Origin of the sequence: uncultured Parabacteroides sp. (genome assembly GCF_947855115.1) — a bacterium.
In the GTDB taxonomy this organism is placed as follows: Bacteria; Bacteroidota; Bacteroidia; order Bacteroidales; family Tannerellaceae; genus Parabacteroides.
On sequence record NZ_CANTZW010000015.1, the window covers coordinates 20,598 to 41,692 of the forward strand.

The following is a 21,095-nucleotide window of genomic DNA, read 5'->3' on the forward strand; positions in this document are numbered from 1 at the left end:
GAATCATGGTAAAAATAGAGGGTGAAAAAAGACATCGGATACCGTTTAGCCAACGGCTTTTCTGGTCGATCTTCTTCATGTTTTTGGGCTTTACGGTCTGTTTCCTGCTCTTCCAATATCAGCGGGAAAGAGAGTTCGCACAAGAGAAGTTGAATCATGTGTTGAGTAACTATAATTACCAATTATTCCGTAAATGCCAACAAAACACTGACATCTATAAGACTGTAACAAGCTTTATGGATGACATCCCTCAAAAAGATTTGCGGGTAACCATTATAGATCCATCCGGCGACGTATTGTTCGACAATAGCGGAACGGACGGATTCGATAATCATAATGACCGAAGTGAAGTCCGCAAAGCACGGCTATATAACGAAGGATTCGCCATCCGTTCCTCTGAATCCACGGGAAAAAGATATTTTTACTCCGCGTCAAATATAGGAGGCTATATCTATCGCTCGGCTCTACCCTATGACCCGTATGTAAAAGGGATATTGACCGTAAACAAGGATTTCATCTATTTCATGGCGCTGATGACTTTGATCTTTTTCTTCGTCCTCTCCCGTTTTACTTTCAGTATAGGAAAAACGATATCTAAATTAAGGGATTTCGCCTTAAATGTTGAGAAGGATCAAATGCCTGTGGTCGACTATGTATTCCCGAACGATGAGTTAGGAGATATCTCACAAAATATCGTAACCTTGTACCACCGGCAACAAAAAGCGAAAAATGAACTATCCATGGAACGGGAAAAATTAATCAAACATTTCCAGTATTCCAAGGAAGGTTTTGCTATGTTCACAAACGAGGGACGGGAGATTCTATCCAATATCTTATTTATTCAATTCATAAATGTCATATCTGATACACAAATCCACCAAATAGAAGATGTCATCAATATAGCCGAGCTAGACCCTATCCGTACTTTCTTAAATAAAAACATACGAAACCTAAACAGGAAAAAGAAAGTAATGAGAGAGTCCGTGACCATCGATAAGAACGGTAAGATATTTTTGATCGAATGTATTTTATTCCTCGATAATAGTTACGAGATCTCCATTAACGATATATCCCGCCAAGAACAAGAAAGCCGGATGAAACGCCAACTTACACAAAATGTCTCTCATGAGCTAAAAACGCCTGTCAGCAGTATCCAAGGATATCTGGAGACAATCTTATCCAACCCAGACCTAAGTCCGGACAAACGCCAGTTTTTCTTAGAGCGTTGCTACTCGCAAAGCACCCGCCTTACGGGATTATTACGGGACATTTCCGTATTAAACAGACTAGACGAGGCATCCGAGATGTTCGATCTCACGGAAGTTAATATCACGAGACTCATCGCCGAGATACAAAAGGAATGTTCTAAGGATATGGAAGAAAAACATATCACATCAGAAATTATCCTTCCCGGAGACCCGACCGTGATCGGAAATAGCTCCCTGCTCTATTCCATATTCCGGAACCTATATGACAATGCTATCGCTTATGCGGGAGAAAATATAAGGATCACTGTCAACTGTTACAAAGAGGATCCTAAATATTATTATTTCAGTTTCTCCGACAATGGGATTGGTATCCCGGAAGAACATATCAATCGTATATTCGAACGTTTCTATCGAGTAGATAAAGGCCGCAGTCGTAAGATCGGGGGAACCGGGTTGGGATTATCCATCGTTAAAAACGGGGTCAATTTCCATAAAGGACAAATATCGGTGAAAAGCAGTCCGGGAAAAGGGGTTACTTTCTTCTTTACCTTGAAAAAGAAGTTATAAAGGAATCCTCTCCTTCGTTATTCTAAATATTCAATCAAGGGTCTGATCGCATTATAAATAAAATAAGGACTTCACTTCTCATAGAGATATATGAAGTCCTTATTTTATTTACCGAATAAGGGAATGTGTATGATTCTTGTTAGAAAAACTTCAACATTTAATGCTCAACTGTCTCAATACCTCGCGAATCTTCTCATATGTAACAATACGCGTAGGAACCAAAGGCAAACGAAGCTTGTTCTCGATAAAGCCCATCATATTCAACATACTCTTCACCCCGGCAGGATTTCCATCCACGAACAGCAAACTGAACAACTCCGTGAAGCTATGATGAATCGTACGTGCGCTATCATAATCACCGGCTAAGGCCAGACGTACCATACGGCTGAACTCACGAGGGAAAGCATTACCAATCACGGAAATCACTCCCACCGCTCCTAGTGTCATCAACGGGAAAGTAATACCATCGTCACCGGAGATCACGTTGAAACGGGCCGGTTTATTCTTGATGATATCATCCATCTGGGTAATATTGCCGGAAGCCTCTTTCACGGCGATCACGTTATCGAACTCACGAGCGATACGAAGCGTAGTCTCGGCTGTCATATTCACGCCTGTACGTCCCGGAACATTATAGAGTACGATCGGTAAGTGAGTGGCGTTGGCGATCGCCTTATAATGCTGGTAAATTCCTTCTTGGGAAGGTTTATTATAATAAGGTACGACCGAAAGGATAGCGTCGATACCCTCGAAATTATCGGTCTTCAATTTCTCGACAACAGAACGTGTACAATTTCCTCCCACACCTAATACGATAGGGATACGACCACGTACCCGAGTCACCACCAAGTTTATAATGTTTTTCTTTTCTTCTTCCGTAAGTGTAGGAGTTTCCGCTGTAGTTCCCAGCACTACCAAATAATCCGTACCGTTCTGCACCTGATAATCCACCAACTTGCCTAACGCCTCGTAGTCTACACTCTCATCTTCCTTGAATGGCGTGATCAGCGCCACGCCCATTCCTTTTAAATTTATGTCTGCCATGGGGAAAATATTCCTTTTTGTTATTTAGCACTGCAAAAATAAGGAAATTATATCATTTAGCACGGATGGAACGCAAATAAAATAATATCTGTCCGAATAAATACTGAATATCGTCCTTATCTGTTACAGTCAAGCCTAAGTCATACCATTCCTGGCCCGGATACTTAATCCCGACCTTGAAGGTGGATGGATGCCGGAGAGCGACATATTGCAAGGCATAACAACCCGGCCTAGTGATATCGATCAAGATATCTGCCCTGAGAGCGTTCACCTTCTCCAAGACACTATCGGAAGGGAATCCCCATGCGTTGAGATCGTTCTTTGAGTGTACAGGAATATTGGAATCGTCAAAAGGGATATTTACCCCGCCGGACGGTACGTATACACAAGTCTTGACATCCTTCCTCGCCTTACGCAAAGGTTCCAAGGCACTCATGACATCCTCGTGATCCTCCATATTATACAATACCAAAACCGAACGTGCCTCATCCAATGAGAGAGAACGATGCGGACGATTGGTAGCATCCGACGCTAAAGCTTGTATCTTCTTCTTTATAAAATAATTCGTAAACATTTATTCCAGCATATTTAAGAACTCATCCTCATTGATAATCTTCACACCCAGCTTCGCCGCCTTCTCCAGCTTCGCCGGTCCCATATTCTCGCCGGCAAGGATATAATCGGTCTTCCCAGAAACGGAACCGCTATTCTTGCCACCATGTTGCTCAATCATCGCTTTATACTCGTCACGCGAGTGCTTGGAAAATGTCCCGCTGATCACGATCGTCAATCCTTTCAACTTCTCGGAACGGTTTGCCAATTGTTCCTCGGAAACCGCCATCCGCAAACCGTGTTCCTTTAATCGGTTCACCAGCATACGATTCTTCTCGTCCGAGAAATAACTCAATACACTTTGGGCGATCCGCTCACCGATCTCATCCACGGCAACCAAATCCTCTAAAGATGCCTGCTCCAATGCCTCAATCGAGTGGAAAGCCGAGGCCAAACGCTTAGCTACCGTCTCTCCCACGAAACGAATCCCCAGCCCGAACAAGACTCTCTCAAAGGGAACTTGCTTGGATTCTTCCAGACTTAACATCAGATTCTGGGCGCTTTTCTCTGCCCAGCGTTCCAAACGTAATAAATCCGCTACCGTCAACGTATATAAGTCTGCCGAGTTCTTCACATAACCGGCGTTGTACAAATCCTCCACCGTCTCCGGGCCTATATTGATATTCATCGCCTTCCGGGTCACGAAATGTTCTATACGTCCCTTGATCTGAGGGGGACAGCCCGACTCATTCGGACAGTAATGCGCCGCCTCTCCTTCCGGACGTACCAAAGGAGTACCACACTCCGGACAAACACGGATAAAACGAACTTTATCCCCCATCAGCATCGAACGAGCCTCCACATTCACTCCCACGATCTTTGGGATGATCTCCCCGCCTTTCTCCACATACACTTGGTCTCCGATATGCAAGTCAAGCCCCTCGATAATATCGGCGTTATGTAGGGAAGCCCGTTTCACCACCGTCCCGGCCAATAATACAGGCTCAAGGTTCGCCACAGGAGTAACCGTCCCCGTCCGTCCCACTTGAAAAGAGACCGAGTTCAAACGGGTCTCGGCACGCTCTGCCTGAAACTTATAAGCGATCGCCCAGCGAGGGCTTTTCGACGTAAAACCTAAATTCCTCTGCTGACGGAGCGAGTTTACCTTCAATACGATTCCATCCGTCGCCACGGGCAAGTTCTTACGTTCCACATCCCAATAAGCGATATAATCGAATATATCCTGCAAACTCTGGCATTTACGGATCACATCCGGAATCTTAAAGCCCCATGTACGGGCCGCTTGCAAATTCTCATAATGTCCTTCGGCCGGCAGGTTCTCTCCTAATAAATAATAGAAATAAGCATCCAGCTTACGGGAGGCCACGATAGCCGGATTCTGCTGTTTCAACGTACCGGAAGCGGCGTTGCGAGGATTGGCGAACAAGGATTCCTCCTGTTCCTCCCGCTCCTTATTCAAGCGATCGAACTCTGCCCAAGGCAGCAATACCTCGCCACGAATCTCGAACTCCTCGGGGAAATCAGTGCCCCGGAGTCTTAATGGAACCGAACGGATGGTCTTGATATTCGCCGTCACATCATCACCGCGAGTACCATCACCACGGGTCACGGCACGTACCAAACGTCCTTTCTCATAGGTCAAAGAAATAGAAGTACCATCATATTTAAGCTCTGCCACAATCTCGAAAGGCTCATTCAAGGAGCGGGTCGTACGATCGTAAAAATCACGGATCTCATCCTCGGAATACGTATTACCCAATGAAAGCATCGGATATTTATGTACCACTTGCTCAAACTCTTTCGATAGGTCGCTCCCCACTCGCCGTGTCGGGGAATCCGGATCGGCGAACTCGGGATGCGCCTCCTCCAATTCCTGCAACTCTTTCATCATCTTATCAAACTCAAAGTCTGATATCGTCGGTGCCGAAAGCACATAATAATTATAATTATGTTGTTCCAGCTCATCACGCAGGGCTTTTATCTTTGCCTTTAACATATTTGTTGACAGTTGATAGTAGGCAGTTGGCAAATGACAGTCTACTATTTATTTACCGCTACGCAAACTATCAACTATCACTTGCCAACCGCCTACTAAGTTAGTATATTAATTCCACGTTGTCTATCCAAAACGTATTTCCCGGAGAGCCGATATAGGCCCCTCCATGGCTGGAAGTGAACTGCAACACCATATGTGTAGGTGTCTCGTCCGGATCTGCCCAGCCCACCTCTTGGATAGGAACACTTTTACCTTTACTATTTAACGTATAACGTTCCTCCACCTGTATACGCATATACGATTTATACTCGGGCCTGGATGTTATATTCCCATAAAGGATCGGATAAGTAGCTTTATTCACCCAATCAGAGGTAGATTCCGTATAACGTTGCACCATCGTGCCGACCCGCTTGGAATAAACATTTCCTTCCTTATCTTCCCATCGCTTCTGCAGCAACAAGATCACCGCCAAGGAATCCTGCCCCGGCACCATCGTCTTACGGCTGAACCCCGTACTACGTATCCGATTCTTCTCGGGAGCGGCTTTCACCTTATAATCAAACCGCAACGCTTTCGGCTTCTTGGTGAAAGGTACCCCAGATTGTAACATCGCTTGGGGGTTTCTTGTTCCAGAGATAGGCTCGTGTACCATCCCCAAAAAGATAGAACCGGCAGCGATCACCTCTATATCTAATGCCAAGAACCTCACTTTCACGCTCTCGAAACGAGTCTCTAAGCGGGCACACATTCCATCTCCCCGTTTCTCCGGGAAAACCGACGTATTGGTTTTCACCACTCCCAGCACCTTCGCCATCACATTTGAAGTAGCCCAAGGAGAACCACCCATATTGTGAAACGCCGTATTACCGACAATCGTATCCGAAGGGCCCAGCTCATAAAGTAATTTCGTATTGCCCCCGATAATGCCAGACTCATGGATCTCACGAACAACCCAATTATCCATGTCTCCATAAGCGAAGGGCACCACATTCTCCGATACCACTCCTTCCCCGTCCGCGAAAACCACGGATAAAGGCATACAAGCGATTGCCAAAAATAACACTTTCTTTCTTAAACTCAAACCCATACCTATTTAGTTGACAGTTGATAGTTGACAATTGACAGTGAACTGTTATTTACCGCTCGCGGCGACTGCGTCCACTGTCAACTGCCCACCGTCAACTATAATTCATAATTCCATTCCTTCAAGGCCATGCCCCAATTTTCCTCCACAAGCCGAACCGTACGATCCTCGTACTTATATTGGTTCTTCTTGTAGCCCTTCTTTTTGCCCAGATACTTCTCTATATCTGCCTTAGACTCCTCAAAACCGGATAAGTTTAACGACTTGTAGATATTTTCCGTCATAGCGAAAGCGTCTTTCTCGAAATCCTCGAACTTCACTTCCACCAGATTGCCTTCCGGTATCAGGTGCTTCTCCTCCTCGTACTTATAGAAAAGACGGCGATATACCTCGATGAAGTTCGCCTCGATCTGCTCATTCGTGATATCCTGCAAACGCAATGGCTGGATCGTATTCGTGAAGAAACTACGGGTACTCTCGAATACCGTATACGGGTTTCGCTTCAAGTAGATAAACTTCGCGTTCGGGAACATCTCCAACAATGTCTTCACACGTCCCGTATGCGGTGGGTTCTTGCTCAAGTACTGCGTACCGTTCGTATTCCAGAGAGAGACCTTTACCAGACGCATGAAAGTATCCATGAAAACCTTTCGCTCCTCCTCCGTGATATCATTGAATAATAAGTAACGATCGCAATACTCCATCCAGCGTTTCGGGAAGAACCAGAAATTATAATACGTATAAGGCATCATGTTCGACAAGGCGAACTCCTCCTCTTGCGGAAGATCCACTTTCAATTCCATATTATCGGTCGGACGTTTATCCGGCATCAAGAAAGCCATATTTTTCTTGAAGAAAGGCTGTCCCCAAAGCATCAAGTGCGGGAATACCGTCTGGTACGTCGTGGTATAACCGAAATGCTTGTCGCAGGCGAAGATATTATGCACAAAGGTCGTACCGCTCCGCCAATGCCCCAAGATAAACAAGGGATCCATCTCCAGCGGCTTATCGGCCAATTTCTTGAATCGGCTATCCTCAATCGGCTTCAAGGCGCTCAACAGGCGGCAAACACCGGTCGTAAGGCGATATTTACCCTTAAAGCCCTTATCTATCTGCTGCCGGGCCGTCACCTTCTTGAACGTATCCCAATCCGCCCCGACCAACGTATTGATCGGTAACTTATCAAATTCCAACAATCCCATATCTTATCGTTTTTCCGTTATACATTTCACGGGCACGCCCTGCCGACTCAACTCCTCACAAACCTTACGGATCGCCTCGTAGTGCTCCTCTCCGATTCCCATCTCCGGGAGGTTCAAGGTAGCCAAGGCATCCTCCGTCACCATATCTTTAACATCTACACGGTCGATGATCATACCTACGGCAGACGTATTATTCGTAATCGGATCGATCAAGATAAACGAGCCGGTTTGCTTATTCTTCCTATACGGATCGAAGAACAACTCCTTGCCGGTAGTAAATACCACACGGCCGATCTCGTTCAGTTCCAGATGATCCACGGAAGATCGCTCCATCGTGTTCACGTTCACCTTATAGCGGATACTATCCACACGGGCACGTGTCGTATGAGTGGTCTGCTTGATGTAGAACTGCTTGTTCACGTCCATCGCCTCCTCATCCATCCACACCAGCATGGCCTCGAAATTACGGTCGCGGATCGGCAAGTTATCCGGGTGCACCAGCATCTCCCCACGGGAGATATCGATCTCGTCCTCCAAGGTGATCGTGATACATTGAGGCGGGAAAGCCTGCTCCAACTCACCCTCGTAGGTAACGATGCTCTTTATCTTCGAGGTCTTCCCTGAAGGCAACGCCATCACCGTATCTCCCTTACGCACGATACCGCTGGCCACCTTGCCGCTAAACCCGCGGAAATCCAGATTCGGGCGCAACACGTATTGCACCGGATAACGGAAGTCCTCGTAGTTACGATCCAAGTCGATAGGCACGTTCTCCAGATAATCCAATAAAGACGTACCCTCGTACCAAGGCGTGCGATCACTCTTCTCCACCACGTTATCGCCATCCAAGGCCGACAAGGGGATATACGTGATATCCGGGATATCCAGCGGCTCCACGAAACGTTTATAATCCGCCACGATCCGGTCGAACGTATCCTTGTCGAAGTTCACCAAGTCCATCTTATTCACGGCCAGTACCACATGCTTGATACCCAGCAAAGATACCAGATAGGTATGACGGCGGGTCTGCGTGATCACGCCCGTGCGGGCATCCACCAAGATGATCGCCAGATTCGCCGTGGAACCACCCGTGATCATATTCCGGGTGTACTGCTCGTGTCCCGGAGTATCGGCGATGATGAACTTACGGTTGTTCGTGCTGAAATAACGGTAAGCCACATCGATCGTGATACCTTGCTCACGCTCGGCCTTCAAGCCGTCCAGCAACAAGGCGTAGTCGATATGCTCGCCGGCGTTGCCCATACGCTTGCTGTCACGCTCCAAGGCATCCAGCTGATCCTCGTATATTTTCTTACTATCAAACAGCAATCGGCCTATCAAGGTCGATTTACCATCATCCACCGAGCCGGCGGTCAAGAATCTCAGCAGGTCCTTCTGCTCATCCTTATCAAGGAATTCCTTTATATTTAATTTTGTATCTGCCATGTCTCTTCTGTGTTAAAAATACCCTTCCCGTTTCTTCTGCTCCATACTAGCGTCTTGATCGAAGTCGATCACACGGGTCGTACGCTCGCTCTTCGTCGTGGTCATCATCTCCTCCACGATTTTCTCGATCGTATCCGCATCGCTCTCCACGGCGCCAGTCAGCGGCCAGCAGCCCAACGTACGGAAACGGACCATACGCATACGGATCTGGTCCCGGTATTGCTCCGGCAGGCGGTCATCGTCCGCCATGATCAGATTACCGTCGATCTCCACGCACGGACGCTCCTTAGCGAAATACAAGGGAACGATCGGGATATTCTCCAGACGGATATATTGCCAGATATCCAGTTCCGTCCAGTTCGATAGCGGGAATACACGGATGCTCTCGCCCTTATGCACACGGGCGTTATAGATATCCCACAACTCCGGGCGCTGGTTCTTCGGGTCCCATTGATGGAACTTATCGCGGAACGAGAAGATACGCTCCTTCGCACGGCTCTTCTCCTCGTCACGACGGGCACCGCCAAAAGCGGCGTCGAACTTATATTTATCCAGGGCATGAAGCAAGGCCTGCGTCTTCATCAAATCCGTATGTACTTTACTACCGTGCGTAAACGGCCCCACACCGGCCCGGAAAGCCTCCATATTAGACTCCACGATCAGGTTCCAGCCGAATTTCTTCGCATAAGAATCACGGAACTCTATCATCTCCTTAAACTTCCATTTCGAATCGATGTGCATCAACGGGAAAGGGACCTTGCCCGGAGCGAAAGCCTTCTCGGCCAGACGGACCATCACGGAAGAGTCCTTCCCGATGGAATAAAGCATAACAGGATTCTCGAACTCGGCGGCTACCTCACGAATGATGTGGATAGACTCGGCCTCCAACTCCTGTAAATGACTTAACTTGTAATCAGACATATTTTTTTTCAGTGTTTAATTTCTATTTTCGGTATGATCAATTCCAGTAACCGGCTCACGGATTGTTCCACGCTCAACACGGAGGTATCCAAGGACAGGTCCGGACGCTCCGGTGCCTCGAACGGGGCGGAAATCCCGGTAAACTCCTTGATCTCGCCTTTCCGTGCCTTGGCATACAGGCCTTTCACGTCACGGCGTTCGCACTCGGCGAGCGGCGTACTTACGTAAACCTCCAAGAAATCCGCTTTTCCGATAATAGAGGATGCCATCTCCCTCAACTCGTTGTTCGGGCTGATAAAAGCCGCCAAGGTTATGACACCCGTATCGACAAACAGTTTTCCCACCTCGGCGATACGGCGTATATTTTCCACCCGGTCCTCGGGCGAGAACCCCAGGTTGTTATTGATACCGCTACGGATATTATCTCCGTCGAGGATGCGGCAAAGCAGTCCCCGTTTATGCAACTCACGTTCCAAGGCGATAGCGATCGTGCTTTTTCCCGAGCCGCTCAAGCCCGTGAACCACACCATCACGCCCCTTTGCCCCAGAAGCGCCTCTTTATCCTCACGACCCAGCATGCGGTCGAAAATCGGATAGATATTATTTTCTAAAACTTCCATATCATAGGTATTACAAACACGGAGATCAAGAACGTGATCAGGTTCAAGGGCAGGCCTATCTTCACGAAATCCGTGAACTTATAGCCTCCTACACCCTGTACGATCAGGTTGGTCTGGTAGCCGATCGGCGTACTGAAACTAGCCGATGCCGCCATACAGATCACGACGAAAAAAGGGGTCGGATCCACCCCCAGTTGCGTGGCGACCGACAAGGCGATCGGGAAGCTCAAGGCCGCCGCAGCGTTGTTCGTGATCAACTCCGTAAATATATTGGTAATAATAAATATAATCGCCAGCAATGCATACGGCCCCAAATCGTCGGCCATACTGATTATATGGCGGGCTATCATGGAGGCAAAGCCGGAATTCTCCATGGCCTTGCTGATAGCGAAGGCGCAAGCGATCGTTATCAAGATATCCCAAGAGATGTATTTCGTGTATTTCTTTGGCGGGAAGATCTTGGTCCATGCCATGATGATCGTCGTGATGCTGACGAAGAAGAACATGTCCAAGCGCATGCTTGGAACAGCCTCTTTCACGGCGGGCAACTCTCCTATCGTAGCCCCCACGATCATAAAGATCAACAATCCCAAGGCCAACCAGCGTTTCTTCCTCGATACCGGTTCCATAGCCTCATTGCCATTCGCCAACATCAAGAAGACGCTAGACTCGCCCCATGTCGGGATGAAGGAATCGTCTGCCCACAACACCAAGGTGTCGCCCTCATGCAATACCACCGTATCCAGATTACGGGTAAAACGCTGACCGCCGCTTTTCACCTCTTTCACGATCGCCCCGTAATGGCGGGTAAAGTTAAACTCTCCCAAGGTCTTGTTGATACCCGGGAAACGTGCGCCCAGCACGGCTTCCACCCGGTGGAAGTTTCCGGGATTCTCGTCCTCCCCATCCTCGGATATCGTATCCGTCCTTGAGTCAGGAAGCAGTTTATTCGAGAAAGCGAACAAATATAGAATACCGGCGATAGCGATAAAAACACCGACCTTCCCCAGCTCAAACATCGTAAAGCCCTCGTACCCCGCCTCCAGTATCATACCATGCACTACCAGATTCGTAGACGTACCGATCAAGGTACATATACCACCCAATATCGTGACATACGAGAGAGGTATCAAGAACTTCGTGGCCGGAAGCTTCACCGCCTCTGCCCATCGCTTGATGATCGGGGCGAAGATAACCACCACCGGCGTATTATTCAAGAATGCCGATACGAAAGCCACGGGCGGGAGCATCCTCGCCTGCGCCTTGAAAACGGTAGTCTTCCCCTCCGGAAGCAGTTTCTTGATCAATTGGCCTAAAGCCCCGCTCTGCCGCACTCCCTCGCTGACGAGGAACAGCATGGCTACGGTTATCATCCCTTTGTTGCTAAAGCCCTCCAGCATCTCCTTGGGTGAGAGGATGCCAACGCAGAGGAAAAACACGACCACCGTCAGGAGTACCATCCCGGGCCGCATCTTATCCCATATCAAGGCAGCGATCATTCCAACCAGGGCCAGCAACACAAACGCTATATCAAAATTCATGTATTTACTTTTAAGAACGCAAAAATAATAAGAATACTCAAGTGTGCGCCCCTTTCACCAGCCTATTTTTAGGTTTATTGGGATATAGACCAATAATGGTTGATTATAGGCCAACCGATATTCCAACAAGGCGGCTCTCAACATCTCGCTCATAACCAGATAAACAAAAATACATCGTACGGCTTGTTGTAGAGACGGGGCGTGCCCCGTCTCATCCCCTCAAAATAGTAATTTGTCTTCTTGATTTAAAATACTACCAGTCGGTGGGAGACGGGGCACGCCCCGTCTCTACAGAAATAACGGGATTTATCATTATTTATAAGATTTCTTTATTCGGGCTAGAAAAGCGATTGTCGGCAAACAAGCCATATCCACGACAGTTTGATCAAAATATGCCGTTTGTACTGACACACTCTCTTTTCAGAAAGCTTCAAATAGAGAGATCGTAAAGGTAAAAAGCTTGGATTAGGTCTGTTTTTAGGAACAAAACGACCAATTCTGTCACACATATATAGGCATTGGCTGTTACTTACGGTTGGATCGTTAGCTACATACGGTAGGATTGGCCCTTACTTACGGTAGCGATCCGTGTCGCATACGGATAAAACGCCTGTCGCTTCCCAATAAAACCGTGATTATTCAACTTCAAAGAAGAAAAAGAGGCCCGATTATATCTAGAACAAAAGCCCTAAAAAGGATATTCCTTTGGTATATAAGCTATTGTGGATTTTTATTTTCAAATTTGGAAGCTCGCTGTACTTAGGGCCAGAATATTTGATCTTCCGGGGCTTAAAGAAACAAAATGTCAATCTGTCAAAGTAAACAACCTCCTACATCCCACAAAGCTATCTCCCAGAATAACATCATCTTTATAGAGACGGGGCATGCCCCGTCTCCCCCTCTAAACAATAATAAAAAACACCATCAATCAATAAAAACGCAGCCTACCACATCTCTACAATCGTACAACGCAATATCATCCTCCGTGAAAAGGAGTATTTCCGCGATCGCAAAACACATGCTCTTCTCCCTTCTTCCCTCACTTCACGATAAACCACGGATTATGCAAATCCTCCTTATTATAGCGCAGCGGAGTCTTGCCATCAATATGATATACGTCGCAACCGGCAGACTTGGCGATAGCGTGACCAGCGGCGGTATCCCACTCCATCGTCGGGGCGAAACGGGGATAGATATCGGCCGAACCCTCCGCTACCAGACAAATTTTCAAGCTGCTACCGCTACTGATCAACGTAACGGGCTTTCCCTGCTTGCGAAGATTATCGATGAAAGCGGTAGTATCCTCCGTTTGGTGAGACCGGGATGCCACTACCACGACTCCCTGATGTGCCAACGCCATCGGCAAATGTATCGCCCGCTGCTTCATCTCGTCCATCGAAGGCTGGCTACTGCTATCGATTCCCGTAAATTTATAAGCCCCCACCGACGAGGAGGCGAAATACAACTCCTTCCGGACAGGCACATAGATAACGCCCAACACAGGCACGCCTTTCTCCACCAAGGCGATATTCACGGTAAACTCTCCGTTTTTCTTAATAAACTCCTTGGTTCCGTCCAGCGGGTCTACGATCCACAACGTCTCCCACTTAGAGCGTTCCTTGAACGGGATCTCCCTTCCTTCCTCGCTCAAGATAGGGAACGGGGTAACGGACAAAGCGTTTGTTATCAATTGATGGGCCGCCTTATCAGCCTTCGTCAACGGCGAATTGTCTGCTTTTCTCTCTATCCCGAAATCTGATTCGGGATCGTTATAAATATCCATGATCGACTTGCCTGCGTCTACCGCGGCACGGATCGCTATGTAAAGATAATTGGCGTAGCTCATCATCACTTCTCGTTTTAATTTGTTAATAAGCAAATATATGGAAAAAAAACAAATCAACGCCCAGTCGCCTGCAAATATTCCGTACGTTCGATTAAATAAACCGTAAATCACCCGTATACTGTCGCTATGGACTCCCCCAAGAGCTTGACTTGCTTATAAGACCTTTCCGGCTTTTGGATTATTCTATTATTTCACTAATTTTATCACCCAAACAAGAATAAATATGAACGCAACAGATCTGCCTCAAGCCTGTATCTCTCTTATCGAGAACGTACCCGGCATAGACTTTATCGACGAGGATTTCGCTATATTCGATAATATCGACGATATCCCTCAGCTTGATCACCCCATGCGAATAGACGCTGCCGTATTTGCGCTTTGTACGAAAGGCTTCATTCGTATACGGATCAATATGGAGGAATATGTTGTAGGAGAAAACCATCTCGTACTGTCTTTGCCCGATCAGATCATCCAGCACGTGGAACGTAGCGAGGATGTATCCGGTATCTTCATCGTCATCTCCAAGGATTTCATGGAGGAGATCATTCCCCACATACAGAACACCTTGCCGGCGTTCTTCTACATCAAGGAACATCCGGTCACGGAGTTGAATACCGAGGAGATGGATTGTATCAAGGAATACCACTCTTTCCTCTGGAAGAAAGTGAAAGCGAAAGGGCATCCCTACCGGAAAGAGATCGCCCAAAGCTTATTGCTGGCAGTATTCCACGAGGTTTATGGCATGTTTAAGAATCATATGCCGATCGAGGTGAAGAAAAGCCGGCAAGAAGAATTATTCGCGGCGTTCATACATACGCTCACCTTACATTATAAGCAGGAACGGTCGGTAGCTTTCTACGCCGGAAAGCTATGTATCACTCCCAAATATTTATCTCTTTTGGTAAAGAACGTCAGCAACCGTACCGCCGGGGAATGGATCGACAATTATGTTGTCTTGGAGGCGAAGGCTTTATTATCCTCTTCCACCCTTTCCATCCAAGAGATATCAGACCGGCTAAACTTCGCCAACCAATCCTTCTTCGGCAAATACTTCAAGCAACACGCCGGGATATCGCCTACGGAGTATCGGAAGAAGTGGTAATGATCAGAAAAATAATTATCTTTGTCTCGCTCCAAAGTCATTTAATGAAATAACTTTGGAGCGAGAGGAAGAAATTACTTTACCCTTGTATGAGCTGGAACTAAAGACAGGCGTAAATATCAGCCCTATCGTCATGTTAAGAAAACTATGAGAAAACCATCCCTTTAAAACTCCTTTCTATATTAATGTAGTAAACGAAAGTATTGTATTATGAAAGAGATCCCAGATGAAGAAAATAGGAACGCATTGATTAACTATCGAATCCAACGAGCTTATGAGACATAGAAAGGATCACCAACCACAAACACATAATGGTGTTAAGACTATGCCTGGACTACATTATTATCTCTACATTATCTCTACCGGAAAGCTTCCTATAAAAATCGGGAAAATATTCTCGACCTTATAACTTATATCCGCAAGCCGAATTATTCATTCCATACAATCAACCAATTATTGAAAGAAGAATAGTTCCCTAAGAGAACTATCCTCCGATCAATGCGGTTATTCCACAAGAGGCGAATTGATCGATACACCTTTGTATGACAGTCTCGGAAGGGGTGGATAGCGGAAGGTGACCGGGATTGTAGAGGGTTCCTCGTTTATCGTGCTTGCCTTTTCCGATGTCGTGGTATGGGAGGAGGTTGACGACTTTCCGTTCCCACGGCAAGGAGGCTAAGAAGGCGGCGGAACGGGATATATTCTCCTCGTCCGCATTGACTCCCTCGATCAAAGGGATACGGATGAAGAAGTCTATGCCGGCCTCGGCGATCATCCGGAGGTTGGAGAGGATGCGCTCGTTCGGTACACCCGTGAAACGACAATGGCTCCCGGAATCCATATGCTTTAAATCCACCAGAAAAAGATCCGTGCGCTCCATTACCCTCCGGACGGTATCCGGCGAGGCGAACAAGGTCGTATCCACCGCACGATGGATTCCCAATTCTCCGCAACGATCCAATAGGGCGATCAAGTCCGAAGGATGCGATAACGGCTCTCCCCCACAGAAGGTAACGCCTCCCTCGGAGCGATCCATGAATACCGTCTCTTTCTCGATCTCACGCATGACCTCGTCGATAGAATACTCACGGCCGGACATCTCCATCGCCAAGGTGGGGCAAACCTCAGTACATTTACCGCACGTCCGGCACAGAGACCGATCCGTGACGATGCCCGCTTCCGTCAAGGTCAATGCCCCGGCGGGACAGGCATTCACGCAGGCCCCGCAGCCTATGCACTTCTTCCTCGTATACAGCTTTTCCACCCGGGGCGAGATACCTTCCGGATTATGGCACCATACGCAGGCAAGCGGGCATCCTTTCATGAAGATCGTGATACGGATGCCCGGCCCGTCGTTTATGGCGTATCGCTTGATATCAAATAACAGCATGGCTCAGAAAGTCTCTTGCTCCGTACGTGCGATCACGTCCGCTTGCAAATCGGCGTTCATATCGTTGAAATAATCGCTATAACCCGCTACACGGACCAACAGATCCCGGTAGTCCTCCGGGCACTTCTGGGCGGCGTAAAGCGTTTCCGTATCCACGATATTGAATTGGATATGATGACCGCCCAAGGCGAAATAGCTACGGATCAAGGAGGCCAGCTTCGAGATATCCTCCTCCCGTTTCAACAGGCTGGGCAGGAAGCGTTGGTTCAGCAGCGTGCCGCCGCTCTTCACTTGATCCAGTTTGCCGAGAGACTTGACAACAGCGGAAGGTCCGTGGGTATCGGCTCCGTGCGAAGGCGAGGTTCCGTCGGAGATGGCACGCCCGGCCAAGCGGCCGTTCGGGGTGGCTCCCATCACCTTGCCGAAGTAGACGTGGCAAGTGGTGGAGAGCATGTTCAGGTGGAAACACTCGCCCTTGGTATTCGGTTTACCCTCGATGGCATCGTAGAGGTCGTCGAAGACACGGACGGCGATCCGGTCGGCATATTCATCGTCGTTGCCGAAGAAAGGCGTACGGTTTAAGATCATCTGACGCATGGCCTCGTGACCCTCGAAATTATCTGCCATGGCACCAAGCAGGGCATCCATGGTGAAAGTCTTATTCTCGAATACGTGTTTCTTCAAAGTGGAAAGGCTATCGGTTATCGTTCCTAAGCCGGTACATTGTATATAGGTCGTATTATAGCGGGGGCCGCAGTTATAGTAGTCTTTTCCTTTGGCGATGCAATCGTCGATAAACAAGGAAAGGAAGGTGGCCGGGGCGTACTTGGCGAACATCCGGTCGATGTAATTGCTTACCCGCACTTTCATATCGACGAAATACCGGACCTGACGGAGGAAAGCGGCGTAAAGCTCCTCATATGTCTTGAAACCACGGGGATCGCCGGTCTCTAGGCCAACCTTACGGCCGCTTACCGGATCCACGCCGTTATGCAGTGTCACCTCCAATATCTTCGGCACGTTCAGATAACCGGTCAGCACGTACGCCTCCTTCCCGAAAGCGCCTACCTCGATGCAACCGCTACAACCTCCCTCACGGGCATCACGCAGCGACTTACCTTGCCGCATCAACTCCTGCACGTACACATCCGGGTTGAATACCGACGGGTAACCGTGGCCTTGGCGTATCACCTTGCATCCGGCACGGAGGAAACGCTCCGGTGTACGGGCGCTGACGTGGATGGCACTACCAGGCTGGAGGATATGCAACTCCTCGATCGTCTCCAACATGATATAGGAGACCTCGCTTACGCCATCGCTACCGTCTGCCTTGATACCACCAATATTCAAGTTGGTGAAATCGTTATAGGTTCCGCTTTCCTTCGCCGTGATACCTACTTTGGGCGGGGCGGTATGATTATTTACCTTGATGAAGAAGCAAGACATCAACTCTTTCGCCTCATCGCGGGTCAAGGTTCCGGCGGCGATCTCTTTCTCGTAGAAAGGCGCCAGATGCTGGTCGAAATGGCCGGGGTTCATGGCATCCCAACCATTCAGTTCCGTGATCGTACCGAGGTGGACAAACCAATACATCTGGATCGCCTCCCAATAGGTACGGGGAGCGTGGGCGGGAACCCAGCGGCATATCTCGGCGATCTTCCTCAGCTCGGCGGCACGACGGGGATCTTTCTCAGTGAGAGACATCTCGTCGGCTAAGTCCGCATGTCGCTCGGCCAGCAGGATAGCGGCATCGCAGGAGATAGACATGGCTGTCAGTTCCTCTTGCTTGTCCGTCGCCTCGGGATCGTTCATGAAATCCAAGGCGCTCAGTTCTCTCTCGATACGCTCTTTCAAATCCAGCAGACCGTATTGGTAGACCTTGCCGTCCAGGGCCGTATGGCCGGGGGCACGTTGCTCCATGAACTCGGTGAACATACCCACCTCATACGCCTCTTTCCATTCCTTGGGGACGTGACTGAAGATGCGTTCCCGTTGGGTTCGGCCTTTCCAGTACGGGATCACTTCCCGTTCGTAGGTATCGATATCTTCTTGGCTGATGGTGTAACGTTGCAGTTCACGGGTATTCAATATATGCAGGTCCTCCACGCTATGGCAGGTAAGTTCCGGGAAGGTAGGCACAGCCTTGGGACGGGGCCCCCGCTCGCCAACGATCAACTCGTCCTCGCCGATATAGATCGTCTTCCGCTTGCATATCTCCAAGAAGTTCAGGGCACGCAAGATAGGAATCGGGTACTTTCCATAATTCTCCTGATAGAAACGGGTCTCGATCAAGGCCCGCTCAATCGAAAGGGAAGGCTGTGCCTCGAAGGTCTGCCGACGCAGACGCTTGATTCGGTCGTTCATTCCAAAATTGTTCGCTTTCCCGGAAGGGATCTCGTTTATCTGTGAAAGTGTTTGACTGGTTGTATTCATATGATTCATTTTTACCGCAGGGGCAGACTCTGTCCCTGCTAGATTTTAAGCGATAACATGATGTATATATAATGTATAATAAAACCTCTATCTCCCCGGAAAGAGGAAGAGTTTATGTCCGTTAGAGATAGAACATCAAGCAGTTGAAAAGCATCCGGTAGCCTTTGTGTAACATAACGCTTGTTTGTTTTAGATGTGTGGGAACAAAAATAGCGAAATATTTGCAAATCATATAAAAAGATGAAAATTATATTAGCCCTCGGATAAGTCGGCACCAATAATTATGGCTAAGACATAAACGAGGCCAAACTATCTCATATGCCTATGAGATGAATCGGGGATGGAACGGACAAACCAAGGGGAAGTTGTCGCAAGACACCCTCCCCCTTCATTCTCTTATCAATTCAGTCGAGCGATATATCTAGAAGATATTGCCGGATAGCTCGTCCTTCCACTTACGTTCGCGGTTGGTATGCTTGATGTAACTCTCACCGAACTTACTCCCCAAACAAATGAAACGATTCATGATTAACGCCGCCAGTAACCTTCCATCTCCTCCAGCGTCTTCCCTTTCGTCTCGGGAACAAATCTCCAGATGAACAACGCCGCCAATATACCCATTACGCCATAGATCCAATAGGCCATACCGTGGTTGAACGTATCAGTCAGGTATTGATTTTTATCCAGCATCGGGAATGTCCATGACACCAAGAAGTTGGCGATCCATTGAGCGGCCACGGCTATACTCATCACCGTGGAGCGGATCGAATTCGGGAAAATCTCGGCCAGAAGCACCCAGCAAACCGGGCCCCACGACATCGCAAACCCTGCCGTATACACCAACATGCAAACCAGCGATCCCATACCCACCGAATGCGTATAGAAAGTAGTTCCCAAGATCAACATAGATACCGCCATGATCAATGCCCCGATAATCATCAACGGACGACGTCCGAACCTATCCACCGTGAAAATAGCCAATACTGTAAACGACAGGTTCACCGCCCCTACCACGATCTGTTGCAAAAGGGCGGCATCCGTAGCCGCTCCCATCGTCTTGAATATCTCCGGGGCATAGTAAAGCACCACGTTGATTCCCACGAACTGCTGGAAACCGGAAAGTAACACGCCCACCAAGATGATCAGCACGCCAAACGACCGGATCGGGAATAACAAAGCGATACAGAAACTAACCAGCAAAGCGATCTCCAACGCACTCGTATTGCCTACCCACGACAACAATCCGTAACCGGCCAGAAACAGCACCAGCCAAGTCCCCATAAACTGGAAATAAGGTTTCATTGACGGGGCCTTCTCCTTGAAGCTATCCCGTATATCCTCTAGTTCACGGTCTGCCGCCGCCTTATCCATCAAATGGCTCAAGACTCCCAACGCCTTCTCCGTACGCCCACGCATCACCAGGTAACGAGGTGTCTCGGGAACGAACATCAAGAAAACGAGGAACAATACCGCCGGAATAATCTCGGAAGCGAACATCCAACGCCATCCGATCGTATGCAGCCAAGCGGCATCTCCTTGAAGGGCGATCGTATAATTCACGAAATACACCACCAGCATACCAAAGATAATGGCAAACTGATTCCATGCCACCAGGTTTCCCCGGCGATCGGCCGGAGCTACCTCAGCGATATACATCGGCGATACCATAGAGGCCAGCCCTACGCCGACACCTCCCAAAATACGATAAGCTACGAACGCATACATAAACGTGTGGTCGCCACTTCCGGGCATGCCGACAAACAACTCCGGCCAGGCCGAACCGATCGCGGACAGCAAGAATAGGATAGCAGCCAGTACCAACGTCGGTTTCCTGCCGTAACGCTGGCTGATCCACCCGGCAAACGAGGCTCCGAGGATACATCCGATCAACGCACTACTTACCACGAACCCCTCCAAGGCGTTCGCCTGGTCTAACGGAAGTCCTTGCGGCTCAATAAAAAACTTGCGCAAAGATTCCACCGTTCCGGAAATCACCGCCGTGTCATACCCGAACAGTAAACCGCCCAAGGTCGCGACCAAGGTAAGGGCGAAAATATACATATTGTTATTTTTCATGGAACAGACTTATTAATTAAAAATTGAGAATTGAGAGTTGAAAATT

The 21,095-nt window shown here is 48.3% G+C and carries 15 protein-coding genes and 1 pseudogene; 3 read left to right on the forward strand and 13 right to left on the reverse strand.

Going from position 1 to position 21,095, the window contains the following annotated elements:
- Positions 1–5 precede the first annotated feature (5 nt).
- Positions 6–1,775 carry an ATP-binding protein gene (locus Q0110_RS10525; protein ID WP_297906107.1) on the forward strand — a complete coding sequence of 590 codons (1,770 nt, stop codon included), beginning with the start codon at positions 6–8 and terminating at the stop codon, positions 1,773–1,775.
- Between the two features lie 150 nt (positions 1,776–1,925).
- Here Q0110_RS10525 and dapA read toward each other — a convergent pair whose 3' ends face one another.
- The 10 genes from dapA to cysQ all read right to left on the reverse strand — a co-directional run bounded on the left by dapA (position 1,926) and on the right by cysQ (position 14,051).
- The gene (dapA, locus tag Q0110_RS10530) at positions 1,926–2,819 is read right to left on the reverse strand and encodes a 4-hydroxy-tetrahydrodipicolinate synthase (RefSeq protein WP_297906108.1); all 894 of its coding nucleotides are present in this window, start codon (positions 2,817–2,819) and stop codon (positions 1,926–1,928) included.
- A 52-nt stretch (positions 2,820–2,871) separates the two neighbouring features.
- Positions 2,872–3,393, reverse strand: coding sequence for a hypothetical protein (locus tag Q0110_RS10535; protein WP_297906109.1), 522 nt, complete (start codon positions 3,391–3,393; stop codon positions 2,872–2,874).
- Positions 3,394–5,388 carry an NAD-dependent DNA ligase LigA gene (ligA, locus tag Q0110_RS10540; RefSeq protein WP_297906110.1) on the reverse strand — a complete coding sequence of 665 codons (1,995 nt, stop codon included), beginning with the start codon at positions 5,386–5,388 and terminating at the stop codon, positions 3,394–3,396.
- Between the two features lie 100 nt (positions 5,389–5,488).
- On the reverse strand, positions 5,489–6,427 hold the full coding sequence (locus Q0110_RS10545; RefSeq protein WP_297906171.1) for a PCMD domain-containing protein: 939 nt from the start codon (positions 6,425–6,427) through the stop codon (positions 5,489–5,491).
- A 143-nt stretch (positions 6,428–6,570) separates the two neighbouring features.
- The gene (locus tag Q0110_RS10550) at positions 6,571–7,674 is read right to left on the reverse strand and encodes a sulfotransferase (protein WP_297906111.1); all 1,104 of its coding nucleotides are present in this window, start codon (positions 7,672–7,674) and stop codon (positions 6,571–6,573) included.
- Positions 7,675–7,677: 3 nt separating this feature from the next.
- A complete protein-coding gene (cysN, locus tag Q0110_RS10555; RefSeq protein ID WP_297906112.1) occupies positions 7,678–9,120 on the reverse strand; it encodes a sulfate adenylyltransferase subunit CysN in 1,443 nt (480 codons plus the stop codon).
- Positions 9,121–9,132: 12 nt separating this feature from the next.
- A complete protein-coding gene (gene cysD / locus Q0110_RS10560; RefSeq protein WP_297906113.1) occupies positions 9,133–10,041 on the reverse strand; it encodes a sulfate adenylyltransferase subunit CysD in 909 nt (302 codons plus the stop codon).
- Between the two features lie 8 nt (positions 10,042–10,049).
- Complete coding sequence (gene cysC / locus Q0110_RS10565) at positions 10,050–10,661, reverse strand: adenylyl-sulfate kinase (protein ID WP_297906114.1); 612 nt, start codon at positions 10,659–10,661, stop codon at positions 10,050–10,052.
- Entirely contained in the window at positions 10,649–12,202 is a 1,554-nt protein-coding gene (locus tag Q0110_RS10570; RefSeq protein ID WP_297906115.1) for an SLC13 family permease, read from the reverse strand. Before Q0110_RS10570 ends, cysC begins: the two co-directional genes overlap by 13 nt.
- A gap of 1,039 nt (positions 12,203–13,241) precedes the next feature.
- Entirely contained in the window at positions 13,242–14,051 is an 810-nt protein-coding gene (gene cysQ, locus Q0110_RS10575; RefSeq protein ID WP_297906116.1) for a 3'(2'),5'-bisphosphate nucleotidase CysQ, read from the reverse strand.
- Positions 14,052–14,271: 220 nt separating this feature from the next.
- Between cysQ and Q0110_RS10580 the strand changes: the two genes are divergently transcribed.
- Both Q0110_RS10580 and Q0110_RS10585 read left to right on the forward strand, forming a co-directional pair.
- Positions 14,272–15,150: a helix-turn-helix domain-containing protein gene (locus Q0110_RS10580; protein ID WP_297906117.1), complete on the forward strand. Its 879-nt coding sequence runs from the start codon at positions 14,272–14,274 to the stop codon at positions 15,148–15,150.
- 46 nt (positions 15,151–15,196) lie between these two features.
- A pseudogene (locus Q0110_RS10585) lies at positions 15,197–15,364 on the forward strand (nucleotidyltransferase domain-containing protein); the annotation flags it as partial.
- Positions 15,365–15,634: 270 nt separating this feature from the next.
- Here the strand turns inward: Q0110_RS10585 and Q0110_RS10590 are convergent.
- The 3 genes from Q0110_RS10590 to xylE all read right to left on the reverse strand — a co-directional run bounded on the left by Q0110_RS10590 (position 15,635) and on the right by xylE (position 21,049).
- Positions 15,635–16,540 carry a glycyl-radical enzyme activating protein gene (locus Q0110_RS10590; RefSeq protein WP_297906118.1) on the reverse strand — a complete coding sequence of 302 codons (906 nt, stop codon included), beginning with the start codon at positions 16,538–16,540 and terminating at the stop codon, positions 15,635–15,637.
- Between the two features lie 3 nt (positions 16,541–16,543).
- Positions 16,544–18,973: a trans-4-hydroxy-L-proline dehydratase gene (hypD, locus tag Q0110_RS10595; protein ID WP_297906119.1), complete on the reverse strand. Its 2,430-nt coding sequence runs from the start codon at positions 18,971–18,973 to the stop codon at positions 16,544–16,546.
- A gap of 528 nt (positions 18,974–19,501) precedes the next feature.
- Positions 19,502–21,049: a D-xylose transporter XylE gene (xylE, locus tag Q0110_RS10600; RefSeq protein WP_297906120.1), complete on the reverse strand. Its 1,548-nt coding sequence runs from the start codon at positions 21,047–21,049 to the stop codon at positions 19,502–19,504.
- Between the last annotated feature and the right edge of the window lie 46 nt (positions 21,050–21,095).

What these genes read in the sequence shown, in the direction of transcription:
- Q0110_RS10590 (WP_297906118.1), bottom strand. Translation starts at nt 16,540, where the DNA reads ATGCTGTTATTTGATATCAAGCGATACGCCATAAACGACGGGCCGGGC.
- Q0110_RS10545 (WP_297906171.1), bottom strand. Translation starts at nt 6,427, where the DNA reads ATGCCTTTATCCGTGGTTTTCGCGGACGGGGAAGGAGTGGTATCGGAG.
- Q0110_RS10550 (WP_297906111.1), bottom strand. Translation starts at nt 7,674, where the DNA reads ATGGGATTGTTGGAATTTGATAAGTTACCGATCAATACGTTGGTCGGG.
- cysD (WP_297906113.1), bottom strand. Translation starts at nt 10,041, where the DNA reads ATGTCTGATTACAAGTTAAGTCATTTACAGGAGTTGGAGGCCGAGTCT.
- Q0110_RS10525 (WP_297906107.1), top strand. Translation starts at nt 6, where the DNA reads ATGGTAAAAATAGAGGGTGAAAAAAGACATCGGATACCGTTTAGCCAA.
- Q0110_RS10535 (WP_297906109.1), bottom strand. Translation starts at nt 3,393, where the DNA reads ATGTTTACGAATTATTTTATAAAGAAGAAGATACAAGCTTTAGCGTCG.
- dapA (WP_297906108.1), bottom strand. Translation starts at nt 2,819, where the DNA reads ATGGCAGACATAAATTTAAAAGGAATGGGCGTGGCGCTGATCACGCCA.
- hypD (WP_297906119.1), bottom strand. Translation starts at nt 18,973, where the DNA reads ATGAATACAACCAGTCAAACACTTTCACAGATAAACGAGATCCCTTCC.
- ligA (WP_297906110.1), bottom strand. Translation starts at nt 5,388, where the DNA reads ATGTTAAAGGCAAAGATAAAAGCCCTGCGTGATGAGCTGGAACAACAT.
- xylE (WP_297906120.1), bottom strand. Translation starts at nt 21,049, where the DNA reads ATGAAAAATAACAATATGTATATTTTCGCCCTTACCTTGGTCGCGACC.
- Q0110_RS10570 (WP_297906115.1), bottom strand. Translation starts at nt 12,202, where the DNA reads ATGAATTTTGATATAGCGTTTGTGTTGCTGGCCCTGGTTGGAATGATC.
- cysN (WP_297906112.1), bottom strand. Translation starts at nt 9,120, where the DNA reads ATGGCAGATACAAAATTAAATATAAAGGAATTCCTTGATAAGGATGAG.
- cysQ (WP_297906116.1), bottom strand. Translation starts at nt 14,051, where the DNA reads ATGATGAGCTACGCCAATTATCTTTACATAGCGATCCGTGCCGCGGTA.
- Q0110_RS10580 (WP_297906117.1), top strand. Translation starts at nt 14,272, where the DNA reads ATGAACGCAACAGATCTGCCTCAAGCCTGTATCTCTCTTATCGAGAAC.
- cysC (WP_297906114.1), bottom strand. Translation starts at nt 10,661, where the DNA reads ATGGAAGTTTTAGAAAATAATATCTATCCGATTTTCGACCGCATGCTG.